Source organism: Phyllobacterium sp. (assembly GCF_037994405.1).
In the GTDB taxonomy this organism is placed as follows: Bacteria; Pseudomonadota; Alphaproteobacteria; order Rhizobiales; family Rhizobiaceae; genus Phyllobacterium.
This window is the reverse complement of the sequence record NZ_JBBNAN010000441.1, coordinates 1-20,884: the sequence shown is the minus strand read 5'-3', so window position 1 is coordinate 20,884 and position 20,884 is coordinate 1. Positions and strand designations below refer to the sequence as shown.

Sequence of the window (20,884 nt, the reverse complement as noted above, 5' to 3'; positions counted from 1 at the left end):
GTGCAGGTGAAATATCACCGCCTGCTGAGGCTACCCAGAATCCCGCGTACCAGCGCACGGCCGAGCGAGCTGCCAACCGAGCGCACCACGGATTTCATTGCGGCTTCCGCAACGGTCTGGCGGCCTCTCGGCTGGCCGCCTCGCGGCCCTGACTTGCCGCCGCCAAGAATATCGGGAAGGCTCCAGCCGCTGGTGCTGTCTGCCTCCCCGGCCTGCTTTGCTTCGGCCTCGGTCTTCATCTGCTCGGCTTTCTTCTGCAGGAGTTCATAGGCGGATTCGCGATCGACCATCTCGTCATAGAGACCGGCGACCGGACTTGCATTGATCAATGTCTGGCGCTCGTCGCTCGTCAGTGGTCCGATGCGTCCCGCCGGCGGGCGGATCAATGTCCGCTGCACGACGGACGGCACGCCCTTGTCGGCCAGCGTCGACACCAGTGCCTCACCGGTGGCGAGATTGGTGATGGCCTCGAACGTATTGAAATCCGGATTGGCGCGGAACGTGTCGGCGGCGGCCTTCACCGCGTTCTGCTCGCGCGGCGTGTAGGCCCGCAGCGCATGTTGCAGGCGGTTGCCGAGCTGTGCCAGCACCGTTTCAGGCACGTCCAGCGGGTTTTGCGAGATGAAGAAAACGCCGACACCTTTGGAGCGGATCAGCCGCACCACCTGTTCGACACGGGTGAGCAGCGCTTTCGGCGCCTCGTTGAACAGAAGATGCGCCTCGTCGAAGAAGAAGACCAGGCGCGGCTTATCCGGATCGCCGACTTCCGGCAGTTCCTCGAACAGTTCCGACAGCAGCCACAGCAAGAAGGTCGAATAGAGCCGGGGGTTCATCATCAACTTGTCGGCAGTCAGGACGCTGACGAGCCCCCGGCCGTCTGTGCCGGTGCGCATGATGTCGGCGATCTTCAGCGCCGGTTCGCCGAAAAACTTGGTGCCACCCTGCTGTTCCAGCACCAGCAGCGAACGCTGGATCGCGCCGACCGATGGCTTGGTGACATTGCCGTAACGGGCAGAGATCTCCTCGGCACGTTCCGCAATGTTCACGAGCAGCGCCTGCAGGTCTTTCATGTCCAGGAGCAAGAGCCCTTCCTCGTCCGCGATCTTGAAGGCGATGTTGAGCACGCCTTCCTGCGCTTCCGTCAGGTTCATCAGCCGTGACAGCAGCAATGGGCCCATCTCGGAAATCGTGGCGCGGATCGGGTGCCCCTGCTCCCCGAAAATGTCCCAGAAGATGACTGGCGAGGCACCGAGCTCATAGGGATCGAGCTTGACGTCCGCGGCGCGCTTGACGAGGAAATCCTTCTCCTCGCCTTTGGCGCCAATGCCGGAGAGGTCGCCTTTGATGTCGGCGCAGAACACCGGAACACCAGCTTTCGAGAAGCCCTCAGCCAGCACTTGCAAAGTGACCGTCTTACCCGTGCCGGTTGCGCCCGTGATCAGACCGTGCCGATTGCCGAATTTCAAGAGGAGCGATTCCGCCTGCTGGTAGGTGTTGTCGGGCTTGCGGCTTGCACCAAGGAAAATACTGTCATCGGCCATGTCGTCTTATCCTCGTCCGGTGTACTCTATCCACGGTATAAACAGCCAATCCTCCAGCGACAATGGCCAAGCCTTTTATCCCATCCGGAAATTGCGAGCGACCTGACAATTCGCCAACCGGAGTTGAACGGCGAGTCACGAATTTCACACAAAACCATGCGATTCTTGCACAAGAAATGACGAATCTCGTAGGAGAATTTCAACGTCCGATTGCATCTTGGTTGTATCCGATTGAGAGATTCATTCAGCCTCGCTGAAAGAGCTTGTGCGGAAGAAAATTCCCGCATATTACGTAAACGTAATTCATGAAAGACGGGAGATTAGGCTCATGGACGAACTCATCGCGCGCATTTCCGCCAATGTCGGCACCGATCCGGCGACTGCGACCAAGGCCGTTGGCCTGATTCTGGCGTTCCTGCAGAAGGAAGCCCCTGCAGACAAGGTGGATCAGCTCATTGCCGCGTTTCCAGGCGCAGAAGCTGCCATTGCCGAAGCCAAAGGCAGCGGTGGCCTACTCTCCGGCCTGATGCCAGGTGTCATGGGCCTTGGCTCCAAGCTGATGGGCATTGGCCTCGGCATGGGCGAAATTACCGGAATTTCCAAGGAAACCATTGCTTTTGCTCGTGAAAAGGCCGGCGCCGGTCCTGTCGATGAGGTCGTGAATTCCATCCCGGGTTTGAGCCAGTTCGTCTGATCTAGCCAAATCGCTACGGTGAAAAAACGCGCGCCTGTGAGCGCGCGTTTTGCGTTTCAGGTCCGGTTGATCGAGACGCCGCCATCGACCAGCATGGCCGAGCCAGTGGTGAAACTCGACGCATCGGAAGCGAGATAGAGCACCGAGCGCGCGATTTCCCCGGGCGTCGCCCGGCGTTTAAGCGCATGTAATCCCTCGACAAATGCGAGCTTCTCCGGCGTATCGACCCAGGCTTCCGCCAGGCTCGTCGCGGTGCCGCCCGGCAGAATGGCGTTGACGCGAATGCCCTGCGGACCAAGCTCCGCTGCCAGTGTCTTCATCAGGCCGATCACGCCTGCCTTGCTCGCTGCATAGGCCGCGGTACCTGGCATTCCCACCGTATGGCCGACAAAGGTCGAGGTGAAGATCAGCGAGCCCCCACCCCTCTTCTGCATTGCCGGGATCTGATATTTCGCACCAAGGAAGGAGCCCGTCAGGTTGATATCCAACACCTCCCGAAAGCCCTCGAGCGACACCCCCGATGTAGGCCCCATTTCGCCATTGGCACCGGCATTGTTAAAGGCGATGTCCAGTCCGCCAAACCGGTTTTCAGCCAATTCCACCAATGACTTGGCATAGGCTTCGTCTCGCACGTCCCCGGCCAGAGCCACGGCCTTTCCACCATTCCATTCGATCAGTGCAACCAGCTTTTCAAGCTCGTCTTGACGCCGGGCCGCAGCGACTATATTCGCACCTTCACTGGCGAAAAGCCTTGCGGTTTCGTAGCCAATGCCGGAACTTGCACCAGTGATGATTGCAGTCTTTCCCTTGAGAATGTCCATTTTTCTTGCCTTTCAGATTTCCGTTGGTCAGAAGAAATTCCACACCCGAAGCAGCGCAACCACCCGAAACCTGCACCGGCGGAATCGCGTATGTTTCCAATATGTTGGGCCAGCGGCACTTTGCTTTGTTGCGAAGCAGCATGAGTCCCCCTAAAGTCGCGGGCAAAAATACGGGTAACCGGGAGAAAGCATGGACGCGTCACTGCTCAAGGAAACTGAATTTGCGGCAATTGACCGGGACAAGTGGGTCAAACTTGCACAAAAAGCCCTGAAAGGCGCGGATTTCGGCGAAACTCTGATTTCCAGGACCGATGACAATATCGCCATCGAGCCGCTTTATGAGCGCCGTCGCAAAGCGCAACTGACGCCGCGCAAGAACCCCTCCGAGACCTGGAACATCGTCCAGCGAATCGATGACCCAGACCCGGTGCGTGCCAACAAGCAGCTGCTGGAAGATCTCGAAAATGGTGCCACAGGAATTTCCTTGGTCTTCGAGGGTGCGCCGAATGCTTTCGGCCATGGCCTGCCATCGACACGCGAAGCTGTCGACAAGGTGCTCTACGGCGTCCATCTCGACATGATCCATCTGCGCATGGACGTGCATCCGAGGAGCCGCGCCTGCGCCGACTGGTTCGTGGATTACATGCGGCCGCGCGATGTCAATTCAAAGACCTTGAGCTTCTCCCTTGGGATCGACCCCGCCGCCACGTTGGCGGGAACCGGCCGCCTGCGCATGAGCATTGCAGCGCTGAAAGCGTCGCTGCCGCAGTCGCTTTCGGGCTTTTTCTCATCCGATCTGCCGGGCATCGTGCTTGAGGCGGATGGCCGGGTCTACCACAATGCTGGCGCCACGGAGGCCCAGGAACTCGGCGCGATGTTATCCATCGCCGCGGGTCATTTCCGGCTGTTCGAAGAAGCGCGCCAGCCAATAGTTTATGCGGCCCCCCATATCGGTTTTGCCCTTTCCGTCGACCAGGATCAGTTTCTGTCCATTGCGAAGGTCCGGGCGATACGCCGGCTCTGGGCGCGGTTGCAGGAGGCTTGCGGCGCCCGCCCCGCGCGCGCGACGATCCATGCGGAAACATCCTACCGGATGATGACCAAACTGGACCCCGAGACAAACATACTGCGAACCACGATTGCAGGCTTTGCCGCTGCCGTCGGGGGTGCGGATTCCATCGCGATCCTGCCGCATACGATTGCGCATGGCCTGCCCGACGCTTTTGCGCGGCGCCTTGCCCGCAACACGCAGCTCATCCTCGCCAACGAAAGCAACCTGGATTTCGTGGCAGATCCCGCCTGTGGCTCCGGCGCGGTCGAAAGCCTGACCGAAGGGCTCTGCGAGACGGCCTGGAGGGAGTTTCAGGCACTTGAGCGCGATGGCGGGATTTTGCAGAGTCTCGTCGACGGCAAATTCCAGGCGCGGATCGTTGAGGCACGTCATGCCCGGGCGAGAGAATACAGTTCAGGCAAACGCGCCATTATCGGCACCACGCTCTTCCCTGCCAGACAGGAACGCCCCGTCGCGGTGCTCGACGCACCGCACATGCCGTTGCCGACTGACGGCGTTGTTCACTGCGAACCGCTGACGTTCCCGCGCATCGACGAAACATTGCAGGCCGCTGATTAAAATGAGAGTTCCGGATTTCACCACGATCGATTGGCAAGAGCCGAAAAGCCTGGCCCCGACACCCGAGGCAGCCAGCTGGAAGACGCCTGAGGGTATCAAGGTTAAGCGCAGCTATGGCGATGCGGCGCTGCGCGACCTGCCGTATCTCGACAGTTTCCCCGGTGCAGCGCCGTACATCCGCGGCCCCTACCCGACGATGTACGTTCAGCAGCCCTGGACGATCCGGCAGTATGCGGGCTTCTCGACAGCCGAGGAGTCCAATGCCTTCTATCGGCGCAATCTCGGTGCTGGACAGAAGGGCTTGTCTGTCGCCTTCGATCTCGCCACGCATCGCGGCTATGACAGCGATCATCCGCGCGTTGCCGGCGATGTCGGTATGGCGGGCGTTGCCATTGATTCCATTCTCGACATGCAACAATTGTTCGACGGCATACCGCTTGGCGAGATGACTGTATCGATGACCATGAACGGCGCCGTGCTGCCGGTTCTGGCGCTCTATATCGTCGCGGCGGAAGAACAGGGCGTCAATCAGAAGCAGCTCGCCGGAACCATTCAGAACGACATTCTGAAAGAGTTCATGGTACGCAACACCTATATCTATCCGCCGCAGCCTTCGATGCGGATTGTATCCGATATCTTTTCCTACACGTCGGAAAACATGCCGAAATTCAATTCGATCTCGATTTCCGGCTATCACATGCAGGAGGCCGGAGCGACCGCCGATCTGGAGCTAGCCTATACGATCGCCGACGGGATCGAATACGCACGTGCGGGCGTCGCCGCCGGTCAGGACATCGACAGTTTCGCGCCACGCCTCTCCTTCTTCTGGGCGATCGGCATGAACTTCTACATGGAGGTCGCCAAGCTGCGTGCGGCCCGCCTGCTCTGGGCGGTTCTGATGAAGAGGAACTTCAATCCGAACGACGAACGTTCCCTGTCGCTGCGTACCCATTCGCAGACTTCCGGCTGGTCGCTGACGGCGCAGGATCCATACAACAACATCATGCGCACCATGATCGAGGCCATGGCTTCGACACAGGGCCATACCCAGTCGCTGCACACCAATTCCTTCGACGAGGCCCTGGCCCTACCCAGCGACCATTCGGCGCGCATTGCCCGGAACACGCAGCATATTTTGCAGAAGGAATCCGGCACGACGCGTATCATCGACCCATGGGGTGGTTCTGCCTATGTCGAGCGCCTGACCCATGACCTCGCGGCGCGCGCCCTCACCCATATCGAGGAGATCGAAGCGCTGGGCGGCATGGCCAAGGCGATCGAACAGGGCATCCCCAAGATGCGCATTGAAGCTGCAGCCGCCCGTACTCAGGCACGCATCGATAGCGGCCAGCAGCCGGTCATTGGCGTCAATTCGTATCGCCCGACCGAGGACATGGAAGTCGACGTGCTCAAGGTAGACAATGCGGAGGTACGTGCCCGCCAGCTTTCCAAGTTGCAGCAATTGAAGGGCACGCGCGATGTCGCGGCTGTCGATACGGCGCTTTCCGCACTGACGACAGCGGCGAAGACAGGCAAGGGCAATTTGCTTGATTTTGCCATCAAGGCAGCGCGAGCCCGCGCCACCGTCGGCGAAATCTCGCTCGCACTGGAAAAGGCTTATGGCCGCCACGTGGCGGAGATCCACACGATTTCCGGCGTCTATCGCAAGGAGGTCGGCAAAAGCGAGGTCATCGACCGGGTGCAGGCCAAGGCGGCTGCCTTTGAAAAGCGTACCGGCGAAAAGCCGCGCATCCTTGTCGCCAAGATGGGCCAGGATGGCCATGACCGCGGCCAAAAGGTCATCGCCACCGCCTTTGGCGATCTCGGATTCGATGTCATCGTCGGCGCCATGTTCCAGACGCCCGAAGAGGTTGCGGAACTCGGCGCTGAGAGCAATGTGCACATCGTTGGAGTATCTTCGCTCGCTGCCGGGCACCTGACACTCGTGCCGGAACTGAGGGAAGCACTGCAACGGCAGGAGCGGGACGATATTCTCATCATCGTTGGCGGTGTCATCCCGCCCCAGGATTACGATGCGGTTCTCAAGGCTGGAGCGACGGCGATATTCCCGCCCGGCACGGTCATCGGCGAGGCAGCCGAGAAACTGATCGATACCTTGCTGGACTCGCTTTGAGATGATCTATGTCTATACACTGGAAGACGATTATCTGATGCCTAGCGCGGCCCTCGCCGGGGCGGAACTGCCGCCAAATGCGGTCTGGATCGATCTCATCAATCCCACACATGACGAGGACGTCCAGACCGAGAACTGGACCAAGGCTGCGATACCAACCCATGAGGACATGGTTGAGATCGAAGAATCCAGCCGTTTCTATGCCGAGAATGGCGCGCAGTATCTGACTGCCTCGATCCTGCATTCCACCGAAATGAAGCATCACGGCATCGCTCCGGTATCATTCATTCTCGTCGGAAAGCTGCTCGTGACGGTGCGATACACCGAGCCGAAGGCGTTCAGCCTGTTTATCAGCCGCGCCACCAAGCCGGGCAACGGGCTCATCTCACCCAGATGCAGCGGGATAACCATCCTGCTCGGCCTTATCGAAGCCGTGACCGATCGTATCGCTGACATTCTCGAAGGTGTAGCCGGTGATATCGACGTGAATTCTCACGCGATCTTCCGGCGGTCCGAGAATGACAAGCCGATGACCACAAAAAACTTCAGGGACAGCCTCAACAACATCGGTATCCAGGGTGCATTCCTTTCGAAGATTCGTGAAAGCATCGCCGGTGTCAGCCGCCTGCTCGTCTACACGGCAGCCATTCCCGACGAGAACGTCAACAAGAAGGATGCGCGCGCCTGGATCAAGTCGCTCGAGCGCGATACGCAATCGCTCAGCACCTATGTGGATTTCCTCTCCAACAAGGTGACCTTCCTGCTTGATACGGTCGTCGGCCTGATCTCGATCGAGCAGAATGCAATCATCAAGATATTCTCGGTTGCGGCCGTTGCCTTCATGCCGCCGACACTTGTCGCATCCATCTACGGCATGAACTTCCATTTCATGCCGGAACTCGACGAGATCTGGGGCTATCCAATGGCAATCGGTCTGATGATTGCCTCGGCGGTCATTCCGTTGCTAATCTTCCGCAAGAAGGGTTGGCTGTAGGGTGGCCTAATCGTAAATGGGCTTGCCAACTCTGCAGCACTCGCCTTCCTCGTAGTCAACGGCTACATGCCGACCGCCGACCATGGCACACTTTACTCGTTTGTGATGAGCGTTGCTTCTGGCGAAATCGACGAGACCGGTGCAGCCGCCTTTTTCCGCGACCATATTGAGCCGGTCTGAAAACGTCTTTGATTTGCTACGCGAGGCGCAAAAATGAAGATTCAAGCTCAAGGGTTGGCGTTGATCGCGGTGATTTCCCACTCGTGACCGTTAAGCTCGAATGTATCGCCAACCGACTTGCCGAACATCATCTTGGCCATGGGCGAGACGTGTGAAATCTTGCCATGGCTGGCATCCACTTCGTCCTCACCGACAATTGCCCAGACCTGCGTCTTGCCGTGATCATCCTCGATCGTAACACGCATGCCAAACCGCACGACATCACTGCGCGGATCCGGATGCGAGACTTCCGCTGTTTCCCGCCGCGCGGTCCAATAACGCAAATCGCGCGAGGCACGGGCAATCAGTTCGCGATCGGCCTCCCTATTGCCCTTGGCCAAAGCCTCGTGCAATGCGGCTATCTCGGCGTCGATGAGCGCAAGTCCGTGCTCAGTGACCAAATTGCGGTGCGGACTAACCGGACGTTCCCCGAGATCAATCGAGGAATTGCTATCATCCTGTTTGGTAAATGCGCCACTCATGATTAGAAGGTAGGTCTTGCGAGCCGCAACAGCAAGTGTAATCCTTCGGTCTAGGGTCAGGACCTATTAATATGATCGAAATGGCGCTGGAAACGGCAAGAAGTTGCAGCGCATGTTCCGATCCGGCGCTTCGCCGGATCAAAAGACACATGCGCTGCTTCATTCATTGGAGCATGGTCTCATCCGAAAAGTCTGACAACTTTTCGGGACCATGCTCTGAGAAGCGTGAAGGGCGGGGTCTTTCCCCCGGCCGAATGGTTCGACACTTGAGCTTGCAGCATTTCCATCGCCTTTGCTCCTCATATCTGAACAGATGGGCCTCATCTCATTTCGACCAGATTAACAGGTCCTGACCCTAGGCATTCCTCTCGCACAATCCCGGAAAAACCGAATGATAAGCCGACGTGTTGTCCTTGCGGGTCTGGCGGCCGGACTTGCCGGTGGAAGTGTCCTTCCCCGCGTCGCGCGAGCGCAAACGGCAACGGGTTTGATCAATGCTGCGGGGTTTGGGCTGCAGCCCGGATCGCCGAACGATCAGTCGGTCAAGTTGAATGCGCTGCTGGCCAAGGCGAGTGCAGCGGGCGCTCAAATCTTCCTGCCTCCGGGGACCTATATCGCCTCCGGCATCCTGTTGCCCGCCTAGGTCAATCTTGCCGGTGTTTCAGGGCAGTCGCGCATTCTGTTCGGCGGGAAAAATGGCCTGATCAGCGCGACCGGCGCCGGTCATGTTCAACTCTCCGGCCTCCTCGTCGATGGCGACGGCAGGCCCCTGAGCGAAGGGACGCGCGGGCTGATCGAGTTAAGCAATGTCAACCATCTCGTGCTGGATGATTGTGAAATCGTCGGAGCGAAGAAGAATGCCGTCGATCTGTTCAAATGCGGGGGGCGGATCGAGCGGACCCGTATTTCCGGGGCCGGCGACGCTGCGATTTTCGCTGCCGACTCGACCGGGTTGCAAATCACCCGAAATGAGATCAGCGATTGCGGCAATTTAGGTGTCCTCGTTCAACGCTATGAGAAAGGACGCGATGGCACGATCATAACGGGTAACCGCATCGCGAACACCAGGGCGGATGGCGGCGGCACTGGCCAGAATGGCAACGCAATCAATGTCTTCCGTGCGGACAATGTCATTGTGTCGAACAATATCATCGATGACAGTGCCTTCACCGCAATCCGCGGCAACAGTGCGAGCAATCTGCAGATCATCGGCAACAGTTGCACTGCAAGCGGCGAGACTGCAATCTATTCAGAGTTTGCATTCGAGGGCGCGGTGGTTGCCAACAATGTCGTCGCTGGCGCCAGCAATGGCATCTCGATGGTGAATTATGATAGCGGCGGGCGCATGGGCACCTGCAGCGGCAATGTGGTGCGGAATCTCTCAACCACCGGCCCCTATCCGGGCACGTTCGGTGTGGGCATCGCGGTCGAGGCCGATATGGCTGTGACCGGGAATGTCATCGAAAATGCCCCGCTTTACGGTATACAGCTTGGATGGGGAGCCTACATGCGCAATGTGCTTGCCACTGGCAACATTGTCCGCACGTCTGGCGAAGGTATTTATGTCAGCGTCGTCGAAGGCGTTGGTTCCGCGGTCGTCAGCGAAAACATCATTCAAGGCGCCAGGAATGGCGGTATTGTCGGTCACAGCTGGGCCGACATCACCGTCAAGGATCTGACGCGGAAGAATGCGACTGATTATCCAAATCTGATCGTCGAGCGGAATGCCGTCAGTTGATATATGCGTCAGTCAGGGCTTCGGTAGGGCTGATGACACCGTAAGTGATGCCATTCCAATTGCGCATTTCACGATCGGCAAACCGGTCGAGCTTCGATTCCAGCTCCGGCTCATTGCGGAATATCCGCGCCAGCACCGTTGCGATGATCGCCTCGGATGCACGCGTCGTTCCGTCATCGCATTTGATTGCGATACCCAATCCTAGCTCCGGCAGTGCCCCGACAAAGACGCCTTCTGCGCCGGTCTTCACGAATATCCGGCCTGGTGCCATTTCCATCAATTCCGTGCATGCCCGGTGGGTGCCTGCAACATAGAACGGCGCAGCCATCGCAGCATCGATAAGCCGCTTTGCCGCCTTCGCGCGTACCGGCTCAAACCCGGTGCCTGTCGCCATGCGGGCAAAGCCATGCGCCAAGTTCTTCAGGGGAATGGCGTAGGTCGGGATGGAACAGCCATCGGTGCCACAACGATCCAGTGTGTGGGCGGCGCCCGTCACACCTTCCATTGCATCGCGCACCATGTCCTGTTCGGGCGAGCCAAGCGCGGAATAACCGCGAGTTTCGATGCCAAGATGCCGGCACGTGCACAGGAATCCTGCGTGTTTGCCCGAGCAGTTGTTATGAAGCGCGGTCGGCTGTTCACCGCTCCTTGCGAGCGCGAGGAGAACGGGCTGCTGGGAAGGCCAGTGTGCGCCACACTCCAACGCCGAGACGTCAAGCCCGGCACGGCCGAGCATGTCGGCAGCTCTCTTGACGTGTGCCGGTTCACCGGAATGCGAGGCGCAAGCCATGGCAAGTTCCTCATCGCCAAAGCCGTAAGCGTCGGCTGCACCGCTTTCGACGAGAGGCAGCGCCTGAATAGCCTTGATGGCAGAACGAGGGAAAGTCGGCCGTTCGATATCGCCAAGCGAGAAGACGATTTTGCCATCGCCATCGGTCACGATAACCGAACCACGATGGCGGCTTTCGACCGTTTCACCACGAAAAACTTCAACCAGCACCGGATTGCTCATCAGATCATCATCTTTCACGCATTGCCCGGAACGACCGGTTTGGTGGCTTTATAGGCTGTCTTTGTCCTCAAACCAAGCCGATAGAGCTGCTCTTTTTTGAGGTCTCAAAGGCAGGAGTCATTTCATGGGCTTGGTCGCCGGGTTTGATATTTTGAATCCGGGACTAAAAGTGCCCGGATTCGGCAGAATCGGGATTTAGCAGGAGCTATTTGATCCGCTCAAGCACCGACACATAATTGGCAACGGCTGCGCCACCCATGTTGAAAATCCCTGCAAGCTTGGCGTCGGGCACCTGGATGCCGCCGGCTTCTCCCGTCAGCTGCATCGACGACAGGACATGCATGGAGACGCCTGTGGCGCCGATCGGATGTCCCTTGGCCTTGAGGCCACCAGAGGGATTGACCGGCAGGCGGCCGTTCATGGCCGTCTGGCCCTCGAGCGCCACCTTGCCACCCTCGCCCGGTTTGGCCAGTCCCATCGCTTCGTATTCGATCAGCTCGGCAATGGTGAAACAGTCATGGGTCTCGACAAACGACAGGTCGTCAATCGTCACGCCGGCCTGGCTCAGCGCACGCTTCCAGCCTTCTGCGCAGCCCTCGAACCGCAGGATATCGCGCTTGGAAATGGGCAGGAAATCCTGAACGTGCTGGGCGGCACGGAAGGCCACGGCGCGCTTCATCTTCAGGGCCGTCTGCGTGTCGGTCAGAACCAGAGCGGCAGCGCCGTCTGATACGAGTGAGCAGTCCGTGCGCTTGAGCGGCCCGGCGACAAAGGGGTTCTTCTCGCTCTCTTGGCGGCAGAACTCATAGCCGAGGTCCTTGCGCATCTGCGCATAAGGGTTGCCCACACCATTCTTATGGTTCTTGGCGGCAATCATTGCCAGCGCGTCGGACTGGTCGCCATATTTCTGGAAATAGGCCGCAGCGATCTGGCCGAACACACCGGCGAAACCGGCAGGAATGTCACCCTCTTCCGGCAGATAGGAAGCCTTCAGGAGGTTCTTGCCGATTTCCGGACCGGGCGTCGATGTCATCTTCTCGACACCCACGACAAGTACTACTTTCGCGCCACCAGCGCGAATGGTCTTGATACCCTGATGCACGGCGGCTGAGCCGGTCGCGCAGGCGTTTTCGACGCGAGTGGCAGGTTTGAAGCGGAACGCATCGCTTGCCTGCAGGACGAGACTGGCGGTGAAATCCTGGGGCGAGAACCCGGCGTTGAAATGACCGAGCACAATCTCGTCGACATCTTCCGGACCGATTCCCGCGTGGTCGAGCGCCCCGAGCGCTGCCTTGACGATCAGGCTCTCGACCGTTTCGCCTTCAAGCTTGCCGAACGGCAGATGCGACCATCCAACGATACAGGCTGTCATCTCATTCCTCCACAAATGTCTTGTCCGTTGACGTAACCATGAACCCCTCATCATTCAAGGTAAAGCTCTCAATGTCGCATCGACGCGCATTGTGATTTTTCTTGATTGATCAGTCAATCAAGAATAATATGCACCTCAAACGAGGTCACGCGACATGCCAAAGATCGGAATGGAACCACTGCGCAAGCGGGAGTTGATCGATGCTGCTATTCGCACCATCGGCCAACGCGGCTCGCTCGATGTAACGGTCGCCGAGATTGCGCATGAGGCGGGCGTTTCGCCAGCGCTCGCGCACCACTATTTTGGCGGCAAGGAACAGCTGATCCTTGCCACCATGCGGCATCTGTTGAAGGAACTCGGCCAAGACTTGCTGACCGCCTTGGAGAAGGCAACGACGCCTGCCGCGCGCATCGCCGCAATCATTGCCGTCAACTTCTCCGCCTCGCAGTTTGCGCCGGAGACTGTTGCTGCCTGGCTCACCTTCTACGTTCACGCGCAGAAATCGGGGGATACACGCCGCCTGCTTCGGGTCTATGCGCGGCGCATGCATTCCAACCTCGCGCATGCGCTGCAGCAACTGACAAGCAGGGCAATGGCGAAGCAGATTGCCGAGGGCGCCGGCGCCATGATTGACGGGCTCTATATCCGCCATGCGTTGCGCAATGGCGCGCCTGAGGCAGCAAATGCCATAGCCCTCGTGGAAGATTATGTGACGACGAAATTAGCCACCGCCGGAGCCCCTAAATGACAAGGCCGAATATCCTCATTCTGATGGTTGACCAATTGAACGGAACGCTGTTTCCCGACGGTCCGGCGGAGTTCATCCACGCACCGCATCTGAAGGCACTGGCGAAGCGTTCGGTCCGCTTCGCAAATACCTATACCGCCTCGCCGCTCTGCGCTCCTGCGCGTGCCTCGCTCATGTCCGGTCAACTGCCGTCGCGCACCCGGGTCTACGACAATGCCGCCGAATTCGCCTCGGACATTCCAACCTATGCGCACCATCTGCGCCGCGCGGGCTATTACACAGGTCTCTCCGGCAAGATGCATTTCGTCGGACCCGACCAGCTTCACGGCTTGGAGGAGCGCCTGACCACGGATATCTATCCGGCCGATTTCGGCTGGACGCCCGATTATCGCAAGCCGGGTCAACGGATCGACTGGTGGTACCACAACCTCGGCTCCGTCACTGGCGCTGGCGTTGCCGAGATCACCAACCAGATGGAATATGATGATGAGGTGGCCTTCCACGCGCGACAGAAACTCTACCAGCTGTCGCGCGAGTCCGACGATGCCTCGCGGCGCCCCTGGTGTCTGACCGTCTCGTTCACCCACCCGCACGATCCCTATGTGGCGCGGCGCAAATATTGGGACCTTTACGAAGGATTGCCAGCGCTCGATCCGGTCGTGGGCGGCATTTCATTCGAGGAACAGGACCCGCATTCTCAAAGGCTGATGGAGGCCTGCGAGCACAGTCAGTTCAACATCACCCCGGAACAGGTGCGCAAGGCTCGGCAGGGGTATCTGGCCAATATTTCCTATATTGACGACAAGGTCGGCGAGATCCTCGAAGTGCTGGGCACGACGCGAATGCTGGACAACACGATCATCGTGTTCACGTCCGACCATGGCGACATGCTCGGCGAGCGCGGCCTCTGGTTCAAGATGAACTTCTTCGAGGGTTCAGTACGCGTGCCCTTGATGATCGCTGGCACGCGCATCGCACCGCAATTGATCAGCCAGCCCGTCTCGACACTGGATATCAACCCGACGCTCGCGGCGCTCGGAGGCATCGACATTGCCGAGGTCCTGCCGTGGACCGATGGCGAAGACCTGACCCGCCTTATGAATGGGAAGGGCCGCGTTGGCCCCGTGCTGATGGAATATGCCGCGGAAGGCTCGAATGCGCCGCTCGTCTGCATCCGGGAAGGCAAGTACAAGTTCGTGCATTGCGAGATCGATCCGCCGCAACTCTTTGATCTTGAATCGGATCCGCATGAGCTGACCAACCTCGCCAGCGATCCTGCACATGCCAGGCTGCTCGCTGATTTCATGACCAAGGCGCGCGAGCGCTGGAACATGGCAGCGTTCGACGCTGCCGTGCGTGAAAGTCAGGCACGGCGCTGGGTCGTCTACGAAGCACTGCGCAACGGCTCCTACTATCCCTGGGACTATCAGCCGCTGCAGAAAGCCTCGGAGCGCTACATGCGCAATCATATGGATTTGAATGTTTTGGAAGAGAACGCCCGCTATCCGCGCGGCGAGTGACAGTGAGAAACAGAATACGGCCAATATGGCCGGGAAAGGCCCTAGTGATGGAAGCAGATTTTGTAATAGTAGGCTCAGGGTCTGCCGGTTCCGCCATGGCTTATCGCCTGTCGGAGGATGGCAAGTATTCGGTGATCGTCATTGAATTTGGCGGCACGGATATCGGCCCCTTCATCCAGATGCCGGCTGCCCTTTCCTTCCCGATGAACATGAGCAGCTATGACTGGGGCTTCAGCTCCGAGCCTGAGCCGCATCTGGGCGGCCGCACTCTGGTGACGCCGCGCGGCAAGGTCATTGGCGGATCGTCATCGATCAATGGCATGGTCTATGTGCGCGGTCATGCGCATGATTTCGATCATTGGGCGGAAAGCGGCGCCACCGGCTGGTCCTATGCGGATGTTCTGCCCTATTTCAAGCGCATGGAACATTCGCAAGGTGGCGAAGCTGGATGGCGCGGTACGGACGGTCCCTTGAATGTGCAGCGAGGACGCCGCGACAATCCGCTGTTCCACGCCTTTGTCGATGCGGGACAACAGGCCGGCTTTGAAGTCACCGACGACTATAACGGCTCGAAGCAGGAAGGCTTTGGTGCCATGGAACAGACAATCTATCAGGGGCGTCGCTGGTCGACCGCCAATGCCTATCTTCGCCCTGCCCTGAAGCGGAAAAATGTGAATCTCGTCAATGGCTTCGCCCGGCGTGTGATCATCGAGAATCAACGCGCTACCGGTGTTGAGATCGCGCGGCGCGGCAAGACGGAAATTGTCCGCGCCCGCCGCGAGGTGATTGTCGCTGCTTCCTCCATCAATTCGCCCAAGCTGCTGATGCTGTCAGGCATCGGCCCTGCCGCGCATCTGAAGGAGAACGGCATCCAGGTCGTTGCAGACCGCCCCGGTGTTGGCCAGAACCTGCAGGACCATATGGAGGTCTATATCCAGCAGGAAAGCCTGAAGCCCATCACGCTGAACTCCAAGCTTGGACTTTTCTCCAAGGCCATGATCGGCGCGGAGTGGCTGTTCTTCAAGAGCGGCCATGGCGCGACCAACCATTTCGAATCCGCCGCGTTCGTGCGCTCGAAAGCCGGCGTCGACTACCCGGATATCCAGTACCATTTCCTGCCGGCGGCCATTCGCTATGATGGCAAGGCGGCGGCGAAGGGTCATGGCTTCCAGGCGCATGTCGGCCCGATGCGTTCGAAGTCGCGCGGCAGCGTTTCGCTCCGCTCCTCGGATCCGTTCGAGAAACCGAAAATCCTTTTCAACTATATGTCGCATCCGGATGACTGGACGGATTTCCGCCATGCCGTGCGGTTGACCCGCGAGATCTTTGGCCAGGCGGCGCTTGATCCCTATCGCGGCCGCGAAATTTCGCCGGGTGCACATGTAAAGTCCGACGAGGAGATCGATGATTTCCTGCGCGAGCATGCGGAGAGTGCTTTCCATCCCTGCGGCACGTGCAAGATGGGCGCCGTAACTGATCCAATGGCGGTGGTCGATCCGCAATGCCGCGTCATCGGCGTAGAAGGGCTTCGCGTTGCCGACAGCTCGATCTTCCCGCGCGTCACCAATGGCAATCTTAACGGCCCCTCGATCATGACCGGTGAGAAGGCTTCCGACCATATTCTTGGCCGCAATCCCCTGCCACGCTCCAACCAGGAACCCTGGATCAATCCGCGCTGGCGGGTAAGTGACAGGTGAATACACTCGATGTCGATTGTATCTCCCTTGTGAGGAGATAAGCGGCGGCCAAATACGATACAAATGAACAAACTTCAGGAGAACACCATGCGCGCGCAGCCCAAGGCATCGCATTTCATCAATGGCCGCTTCGTCGAAGACAGAGCGGGCAAGCCGCTCGATGTGATCTATCCGGCGACCGGCGAAGTCATCGCCAAGCTCTTCGGTGCCACCCCTGCTCTCATCGAGCAGGCGGTGCAGGCGGCTGCGGCTGCGCAGCCAGCATGGGCAGCGCTGAAGCCGGTGGAGCGGGGCCGTATTCTGCGCCGCGCCGCCGATATCCTGCGCGCGCGAAACGCCGAAATCGCCGAACTCGAAACGCTCGATACCGGCAAGGCCATCCAGGAAACGCTGGTGGCTGATCCTGCGTCGGCCGCCGATGCGCTGGAATTTTACGGCGGTATCATCGCCGGGTTCAATGGTGAGATGATCGAGCTCGGCGGTTCCTACGCCTATACGCGGCGCGAACCATTGGGCGTTTGCGTCGGCATCGGCGCCTGGAACTATCCGATCCAGGGCGCGGGCTGGAAATCCGCACCGGCGCTTGCCGCTGGCAATGCCATGATCTTCAAGCCATCCGAAAATACCCCGCTCTCCGCCCTTGCCCTTGCCGAAGTCTACAAGGAAGCTGGGCTGCCTGATGGGCTGTTCAACGTGCTGCAGGGTTTCGGCGATGTCGGCTCACAGCTCGTCGACCACCCGCTGGTGGCCAAGGTATCGCTGACTGGCTCGGTTCCGACCGGCAAGCGTGTCCTCGCGCAAGCCGGATCGCATATGAAACATGCAACGATGGAGCTCGGCGGCAAGTCGCCATTGATCATATTCGACGATGCCGACGTGGAAAATGCCGTCGGCGGGGCTCTGCTCGGCAATTTCTACTCGACAGGCCAGGTCTGCTCCAACGGTACCCGCGTCTTCGTGCAAAGCGGCATCAAGGACCAGTTCCTCGACCGTCTGACGACGCGCACCAAGGCCATCCGCCTTGGCGATCCGCTTGATCCGGAGATCCATCTCGGACCGCTGGTCAATGCGTCCCAGCGTGACAAGGTCGTATCCTACATCGAGAAGGGCAAGGCCGAAGGGGCGACGCTGCACTATGGCGGCGGCGTGCCGCAGATGCAGGGCTTTGAAGGCGGATGCTTTGTCGAGCCGACCATCTTCACCAATGTCACCGACGACATGGTCATCGCCCGCGAGGAGATCTTCGGACCGGTGATGGCTGTTCTCGATTTCAAGGACGAGGACGAGGTCGTCGCGCGCGCCAACGATACGGAATTCGGCCTGTCGGCCGGCGTTTTTACCAAGGACCTCGCGCGAGCGCACCGCGTGATCAGTCAGCTCAAGGCCGGCACCTGCTGGATCAACACCTATAATCTGGCACCAGTTGAAATGCCGTTTGGCGGGTTCAAGCAATCAGGCGTCGGCCGTGAGAACGGTCTGGCTGCGCTCTATCATTACAGCCAGATCAAGTCGGTCTATGTGGAGACCGGCAAGGTCGATAGCCCTTACTGAGGCTTCTTCCCAACATAGTCCACATATTGCGTCAGCGCGCAGACGAGGTGGTAGAAGATCGAGGCCGGGACATCTTCGGCCTTGGCTCTCCCCGTCTCATCGATCAGATCGATCCACAGCCCTTTCGGCGCCGGTTCGATGTGCCAGCGGAACAGGCGCCCCACCCGCGCTTCCACTTCCGGCTTGAGGTCCGGCCCGCCATTGCCGTCAAGCGCCATGGCGGCCTTGACCGCTTCGGTCTGCGGCCAGCTGCGTGAGTTCGTGTCGAGCGGCAGGCCGTGGCGCGACACGGCACCATAGGCAAGGCCGGTTGCCCGGTTCAGACCATTGGCGATCGCGGAGGAGTAGAGCTTGCGGGCAAAGCGGACAATGTCCTTCTGCCCGGACGCCGCCGCGAAGTTGACCAGCAAGGATGCCCATTCGAAATGGTGGCCGGGCTCCGTCCATTCACCCTGTTCGCCCGGTGCGCGTTCCCAGTCGCTGCTGAAATATTCGCCGAGCGTCCAGGTTTCTGGATCGAACATGTGATGCCGGAACAGATCGACGATCCTCGCCGCTCTTTGCAGATAGTCGCGGTTGCCAGTCGCCGCATACCAGGCGAGGAAGGCTTCCAGCAGATGCATGTGCGGATTTGACCGGCGCAGGCCCTTGTCATCCGGCGTTTCGAGAAATCCGGTCAGCCGTGCGTCCGCCAGGTATTCATCGATGAAGGCAAAGGTTTCCGTGCCAAGGGCCAGCGCCTTGCCATGCCCGGCCTTGTGTGCATGGGCCAGCGCCAGCAGCACGAAGGATTGATCATAGGCGTCTTCGGAAGCGTCAAGCACGCTGCCATCCGGATTAAAGGTCTTCACCCAGCCGCCGCGATCGGTGCGGCCATTGGCGGTAATGAAATTGATGCCATGGTCGATCAGTGCGTGCGCTGGTCCATCCCAGCCCATTTCGTGCGCGACGGCGAAGGCATAGATCTGCCGGGCGATTGTCCGCATCCGCTTTGTCTTGATGATCGGAACGGCCTCAAACGACATGGCCTCGTGAAAGCCGCCATGTTTGTCATCCACACCGACGGTGGACCAGAGCGGCAATGTCTCATTGAACAGCCAGTGGCGGACGCGATTGCCATAGGCACCGACCTGCGGCAGGCGGTCCTGTGCCGGGGTAAACTTGGTTTCGAGCCGGCCGGTCTTTTCGAGCTGTTCGACGATCTTGCGGACATTTTGACTTTCCCCAACCGGCGCAACGAACGTCGCGTCGGCGGTCGCCACCACCGCCGTATCGCGCAAGCCAACCGCCGAGAGCAATCGCCCCTCGCTGCGCAGGTAGCTGTGCTCGCAATCGATCGCCACCACATCCCCGACGATCACATTGCCATTGCCGTCGACCGAGCCGACTTCGAGCAGGGATTGCCAGGAGCCGAGATCGTTCCAGCGGAATTTTGCCGGAATCAGCGCAATGTCCGAAGCCCGCTCCATGATGGCATAGTCGACCGAAATGGACGGCACCGCCGCATAAAGATCGTGCGGGAGATAAGTCCCCGAGACATTGGTGTTCGCCTGGTCGAGGGCGGCAACGGCGCCGTTCCAGATTTCCGCGGCATGTGCCTTGAACGCATCGCGCATAACGCTGGCGCGGAAAAGAAAAATGCCGGCGTTCCAGAGGAAATTACCCGATTCGAGATATTGCTTTGCTGTCTGCTCGTTCGGCTTTTCGACAAAACGGACGACATCGCGCGTGCCCTCGCGCTGCGGCCCCACTTCGATGTAACCGAAGCCGGTCTCCGGCCGATCCGGCTGGATACCGAAAACGACAATCCGGCCAGCTTTCGCCGCATCTACACCAGCCTCGACCGTGTTCCAGAAATCGCGGTCTGTGCTGATCTCATGGTCCGATGGCACCACAAGCACGAGTTCGTCGCCATGTTCGCGCAGGGTTATTTCCGTTGCCAGCACCACTGCCGATGCCGTATTGCGGCCCATCGGCTCAAGGATCGGCCTGCCACCGGCAAGATCCATACCGGCGAGGTCCTGATTGATCCGGCTGGCATGGCGTTCGGAGGCAAGCAGATAGACTGGAACGGCCGTGTCTCCCTCCCGCGCGCCCATGCGCTTGACCGTGCGCAGCAGCATCGAACCCTGTCCGGAAAGGTTGTGGAACTGCTTGGGGAAATCCTCGCGTGACAACGGCCACAGCCGCGAGCCGACGCCGCCGCTCATGACAAAGCTGATGATTCTGTGCTTTTCCGTCGTCATTGATAGCGGCCCTGCCCTTTCAACACGCTTGTAACTTTTCGTGTCCCAACCGATACAGGAGTTTAGGTGTCGATCACAGAGGGAAATAGGGAGTAAGCTGATTCAAAAGGCGTTTCTCAAACATAATCAAAAAGTGGATACAAACGACTTGCAGCCTCCGAAACCGGACGTTATATACGCGCGTCACTGGTCACGGAGTGTAGCGCAGCCTGGTAGCGCACGTCGTTCGGGACGACGGGGTCGGAGGTTCGAATCCTCTCACTCCGACCAGTGTTTCCAAGGGTTTTGATATCGTACCATTTCGATACCCCACAGATATCCCCACAGATTGGCCAGATATGCCCGCGCCCCTCAGTGCTATCTGGCAGGCGAATATGCTGGCGTCTTGGCATGGAGCCGAGAAGCTGAGGCTGAAAATCGGCAATTGAATTGGCGTCGGCTCCGCTAGTGGCGGAATTGGTCCAGGATTCGGGTTGGGGATAGGT

Annotated in this window: 15 protein-coding genes, 1 tRNA gene and 1 pseudogene; 11 read left to right on the top strand and 6 right to left on the bottom strand. The window is 59.2% G+C overall.

Annotated features, from left to right (window positions below; all coding sequences use genetic code 11):
• Window positions 1-14: 14 nt before the first annotated feature.
• Window positions 15-1,541 (bottom strand): helicase HerA-like C-terminal domain-containing protein, encoded by a 1,527-nt coding sequence (locus tag AAAC48_RS24050; RefSeq protein WP_340656604.1) that lies wholly within the window; start codon window positions 1,539-1,541, stop codon window positions 15-17.
• Window positions 1,542-1,869: 328 nt separating this feature from the next.
• Between AAAC48_RS24050 and AAAC48_RS24045 the strand changes: the two genes are divergently transcribed.
• Window positions 1,870-2,235, top strand: coding sequence for a DUF2267 domain-containing protein (locus AAAC48_RS24045; protein WP_340656603.1), 366 nt, complete (start codon window positions 1,870-1,872; stop codon window positions 2,233-2,235).
• A 56-nt stretch (window positions 2,236-2,291) separates the two neighbouring features.
• On the opposite strand, the gene AAAC48_RS24040 is transcribed toward AAAC48_RS24045, so the two are convergent.
• On the bottom strand, window positions 2,292-3,056 hold the full coding sequence (locus AAAC48_RS24040) for an SDR family oxidoreductase (RefSeq protein WP_340656602.1): 765 nt from the start codon (window positions 3,054-3,056) through the stop codon (window positions 2,292-2,294).
• A gap of 190 nt (window positions 3,057-3,246) precedes the next feature.
• Here AAAC48_RS24040 and AAAC48_RS24035 point away from each other — a divergent pair, with 190 nt between their 5' ends.
• The 3 genes from AAAC48_RS24035 to AAAC48_RS24025 are packed head-to-tail and all read left to right on the top strand — an operon-like array spanning window position 3,247 to window position 7,814.
• Complete coding sequence (locus AAAC48_RS24035) at window positions 3,247-4,686, top strand: methylmalonyl-CoA mutase subunit beta (protein WP_340656601.1); 1,440 nt, start codon at window positions 3,247-3,249, stop codon at window positions 4,684-4,686.
• A 1-nt stretch (window position 4,687) separates the two neighbouring features.
• Window positions 4,688-6,820, top strand: a complete 2,133-nt coding sequence (scpA, locus tag AAAC48_RS24030; protein ID WP_340656600.1) for a methylmalonyl-CoA mutase — start codon at window positions 4,688-4,690, stop codon at window positions 6,818-6,820.
• A 1-nt stretch (window position 6,821) separates the two neighbouring features.
• Window positions 6,822-7,814 (top strand): magnesium transporter CorA family protein, encoded by a 993-nt coding sequence (locus AAAC48_RS24025; RefSeq protein WP_340656599.1) that lies wholly within the window; start codon window positions 6,822-6,824, stop codon window positions 7,812-7,814.
• Window positions 7,815-8,041: 227 nt separating this feature from the next.
• On the opposite strand, the gene AAAC48_RS24020 is transcribed toward AAAC48_RS24025, so the two are convergent.
• A complete protein-coding gene (locus AAAC48_RS24020; RefSeq protein ID WP_340656598.1) occupies window positions 8,042-8,515 on the bottom strand; it encodes a GreA/GreB family elongation factor in 474 nt (157 codons plus the stop codon).
• A 391-nt stretch (window positions 8,516-8,906) separates the two neighbouring features.
• On the opposite strand from AAAC48_RS24020, the gene AAAC48_RS24015 reads away from it, so the two are divergent.
• Complete coding sequence (locus AAAC48_RS24015) at window positions 8,907-9,158, top strand: hypothetical protein (protein WP_340656597.1); 252 nt, start codon at window positions 8,907-8,909, stop codon at window positions 9,156-9,158.
• A gap of 15 nt (window positions 9,159-9,173) precedes the next feature.
• Window positions 9,174-10,253: pseudogene (locus AAAC48_RS24010) on the top strand (TIGR03808 family TAT-translocated repetitive protein); the annotation flags it as partial.
• On the opposite strand, the gene AAAC48_RS24005 reads toward AAAC48_RS24010, so the two are convergent.
• Together AAAC48_RS24005 and AAAC48_RS24000 are read right to left on the bottom strand one after the other, a co-directional pair.
• Entirely contained in the window at window positions 10,246-11,268 is a 1,023-nt protein-coding gene (locus tag AAAC48_RS24005) for an asparaginase (RefSeq protein WP_340656612.1), read from the bottom strand. The pseudogene AAAC48_RS24010 and the gene AAAC48_RS24005 sit on opposite strands and share 8 nt — an antisense overlap.
• 202 nt (window positions 11,269-11,470) lie before the next feature.
• The gene (locus AAAC48_RS24000) at window positions 11,471-12,637 is read right to left on the bottom strand and encodes an acetyl-CoA acetyltransferase (RefSeq protein WP_340656596.1); all 1,167 of its coding nucleotides are present in this window, start codon (window positions 12,635-12,637) and stop codon (window positions 11,471-11,473) included.
• Between the two features lie 154 nt (window positions 12,638-12,791).
• On the opposite strand from AAAC48_RS24000, the gene betI reads away from it, so the two are divergent.
• The 4 genes from betI to betB all read left to right on the top strand — a co-directional run bounded on the left by betI (window position 12,792) and on the right by betB (window position 18,153).
• Complete coding sequence (betI, locus tag AAAC48_RS23995; RefSeq protein ID WP_340656595.1) at window positions 12,792-13,385, top strand: transcriptional regulator BetI; 594 nt, start codon at window positions 12,792-12,794, stop codon at window positions 13,383-13,385.
• The gene (betC, locus tag AAAC48_RS23990) at window positions 13,382-14,905 is read left to right on the top strand and encodes a choline-sulfatase (RefSeq protein ID WP_340656594.1); all 1,524 of its coding nucleotides are present in this window, start codon (window positions 13,382-13,384) and stop codon (window positions 14,903-14,905) included. Before betI ends, betC begins: the two co-directional genes overlap by 4 nt.
• 47 nt (window positions 14,906-14,952) lie before the next feature.
• Entirely contained in the window at window positions 14,953-16,602 is a 1,650-nt protein-coding gene (gene betA, locus AAAC48_RS23985) for a choline dehydrogenase (protein ID WP_340656593.1), read from the top strand.
• 87 nt (window positions 16,603-16,689) lie between these two features.
• Window positions 16,690-18,153, top strand: a complete 1,464-nt coding sequence (gene betB / locus AAAC48_RS23980; protein ID WP_340656592.1) for a betaine-aldehyde dehydrogenase — start codon at window positions 16,690-16,692, stop codon at window positions 18,151-18,153.
• Here betB and AAAC48_RS23975 read toward each other — a convergent pair.
• Complete coding sequence (locus AAAC48_RS23975; protein WP_340656591.1) at window positions 18,147-20,399, bottom strand: AGE family epimerase/isomerase; 2,253 nt, start codon at window positions 20,397-20,399, stop codon at window positions 18,147-18,149. The two genes, betB and AAAC48_RS23975, sit on opposite strands and share 7 nt — an antisense overlap.
• Before the next feature lie 193 nt (window positions 20,400-20,592).
• On the opposite strand from AAAC48_RS23975, the gene AAAC48_RS23970 reads away from it, so the two are divergent.
• Window positions 20,593-20,669 (top strand) — tRNA-Pro (locus AAAC48_RS23970).
• The last annotated feature ends 215 nt before the right edge of the window (window positions 20,670-20,884 follow it).

What these genes read in the sequence shown, in the direction of transcription:
- betB (WP_340656592.1), top strand. Translation starts at nt 16,690, where the DNA reads ATGCGCGCGCAGCCCAAGGCATCGCATTTCATCAATGGCCGCTTCGTC.
- AAAC48_RS24025 (WP_340656599.1), top strand. Translation starts at nt 6,822, where the DNA reads ATGATCTATGTCTATACACTGGAAGACGATTATCTGATGCCTAGCGCG.
- AAAC48_RS24045 (WP_340656603.1), top strand. Translation starts at nt 1,870, where the DNA reads ATGGACGAACTCATCGCGCGCATTTCCGCCAATGTCGGCACCGATCCG.
- AAAC48_RS24050 (WP_340656604.1), bottom strand. Translation starts at nt 1,541, where the DNA reads ATGGCCGATGACAGTATTTTCCTTGGTGCAAGCCGCAAGCCCGACAAC.
- betI (WP_340656595.1), top strand. Translation starts at nt 12,792, where the DNA reads ATGCCAAAGATCGGAATGGAACCACTGCGCAAGCGGGAGTTGATCGAT.
- betA (WP_340656593.1), top strand. Translation starts at nt 14,953, where the DNA reads ATGGAAGCAGATTTTGTAATAGTAGGCTCAGGGTCTGCCGGTTCCGCC.
- AAAC48_RS24040 (WP_340656602.1), bottom strand. Translation starts at nt 3,056, where the DNA reads ATGGACATTCTCAAGGGAAAGACTGCAATCATCACTGGTGCAAGTTCC.
- AAAC48_RS24020 (WP_340656598.1), bottom strand. Translation starts at nt 8,515, where the DNA reads ATGAGTGGCGCATTTACCAAACAGGATGATAGCAATTCCTCGATTGAT.
- AAAC48_RS23975 (WP_340656591.1), bottom strand. Translation starts at nt 20,399, where the DNA reads ATGACGACGGAAAAGCACAGAATCATCAGCTTTGTCATGAGCGGCGGC.
- AAAC48_RS24000 (WP_340656596.1), bottom strand. Translation starts at nt 12,637, where the DNA reads ATGACAGCCTGTATCGTTGGATGGTCGCATCTGCCGTTCGGCAAGCTT.
- AAAC48_RS24015 (WP_340656597.1), top strand. Translation starts at nt 8,907, where the DNA reads ATGATAAGCCGACGTGTTGTCCTTGCGGGTCTGGCGGCCGGACTTGCC.
- scpA (WP_340656600.1), top strand. Translation starts at nt 4,688, where the DNA reads ATGAGAGTTCCGGATTTCACCACGATCGATTGGCAAGAGCCGAAAAGC.
- betC (WP_340656594.1), top strand. Translation starts at nt 13,382, where the DNA reads ATGACAAGGCCGAATATCCTCATTCTGATGGTTGACCAATTGAACGGA.
- AAAC48_RS24035 (WP_340656601.1), top strand. Translation starts at nt 3,247, where the DNA reads ATGGACGCGTCACTGCTCAAGGAAACTGAATTTGCGGCAATTGACCGG.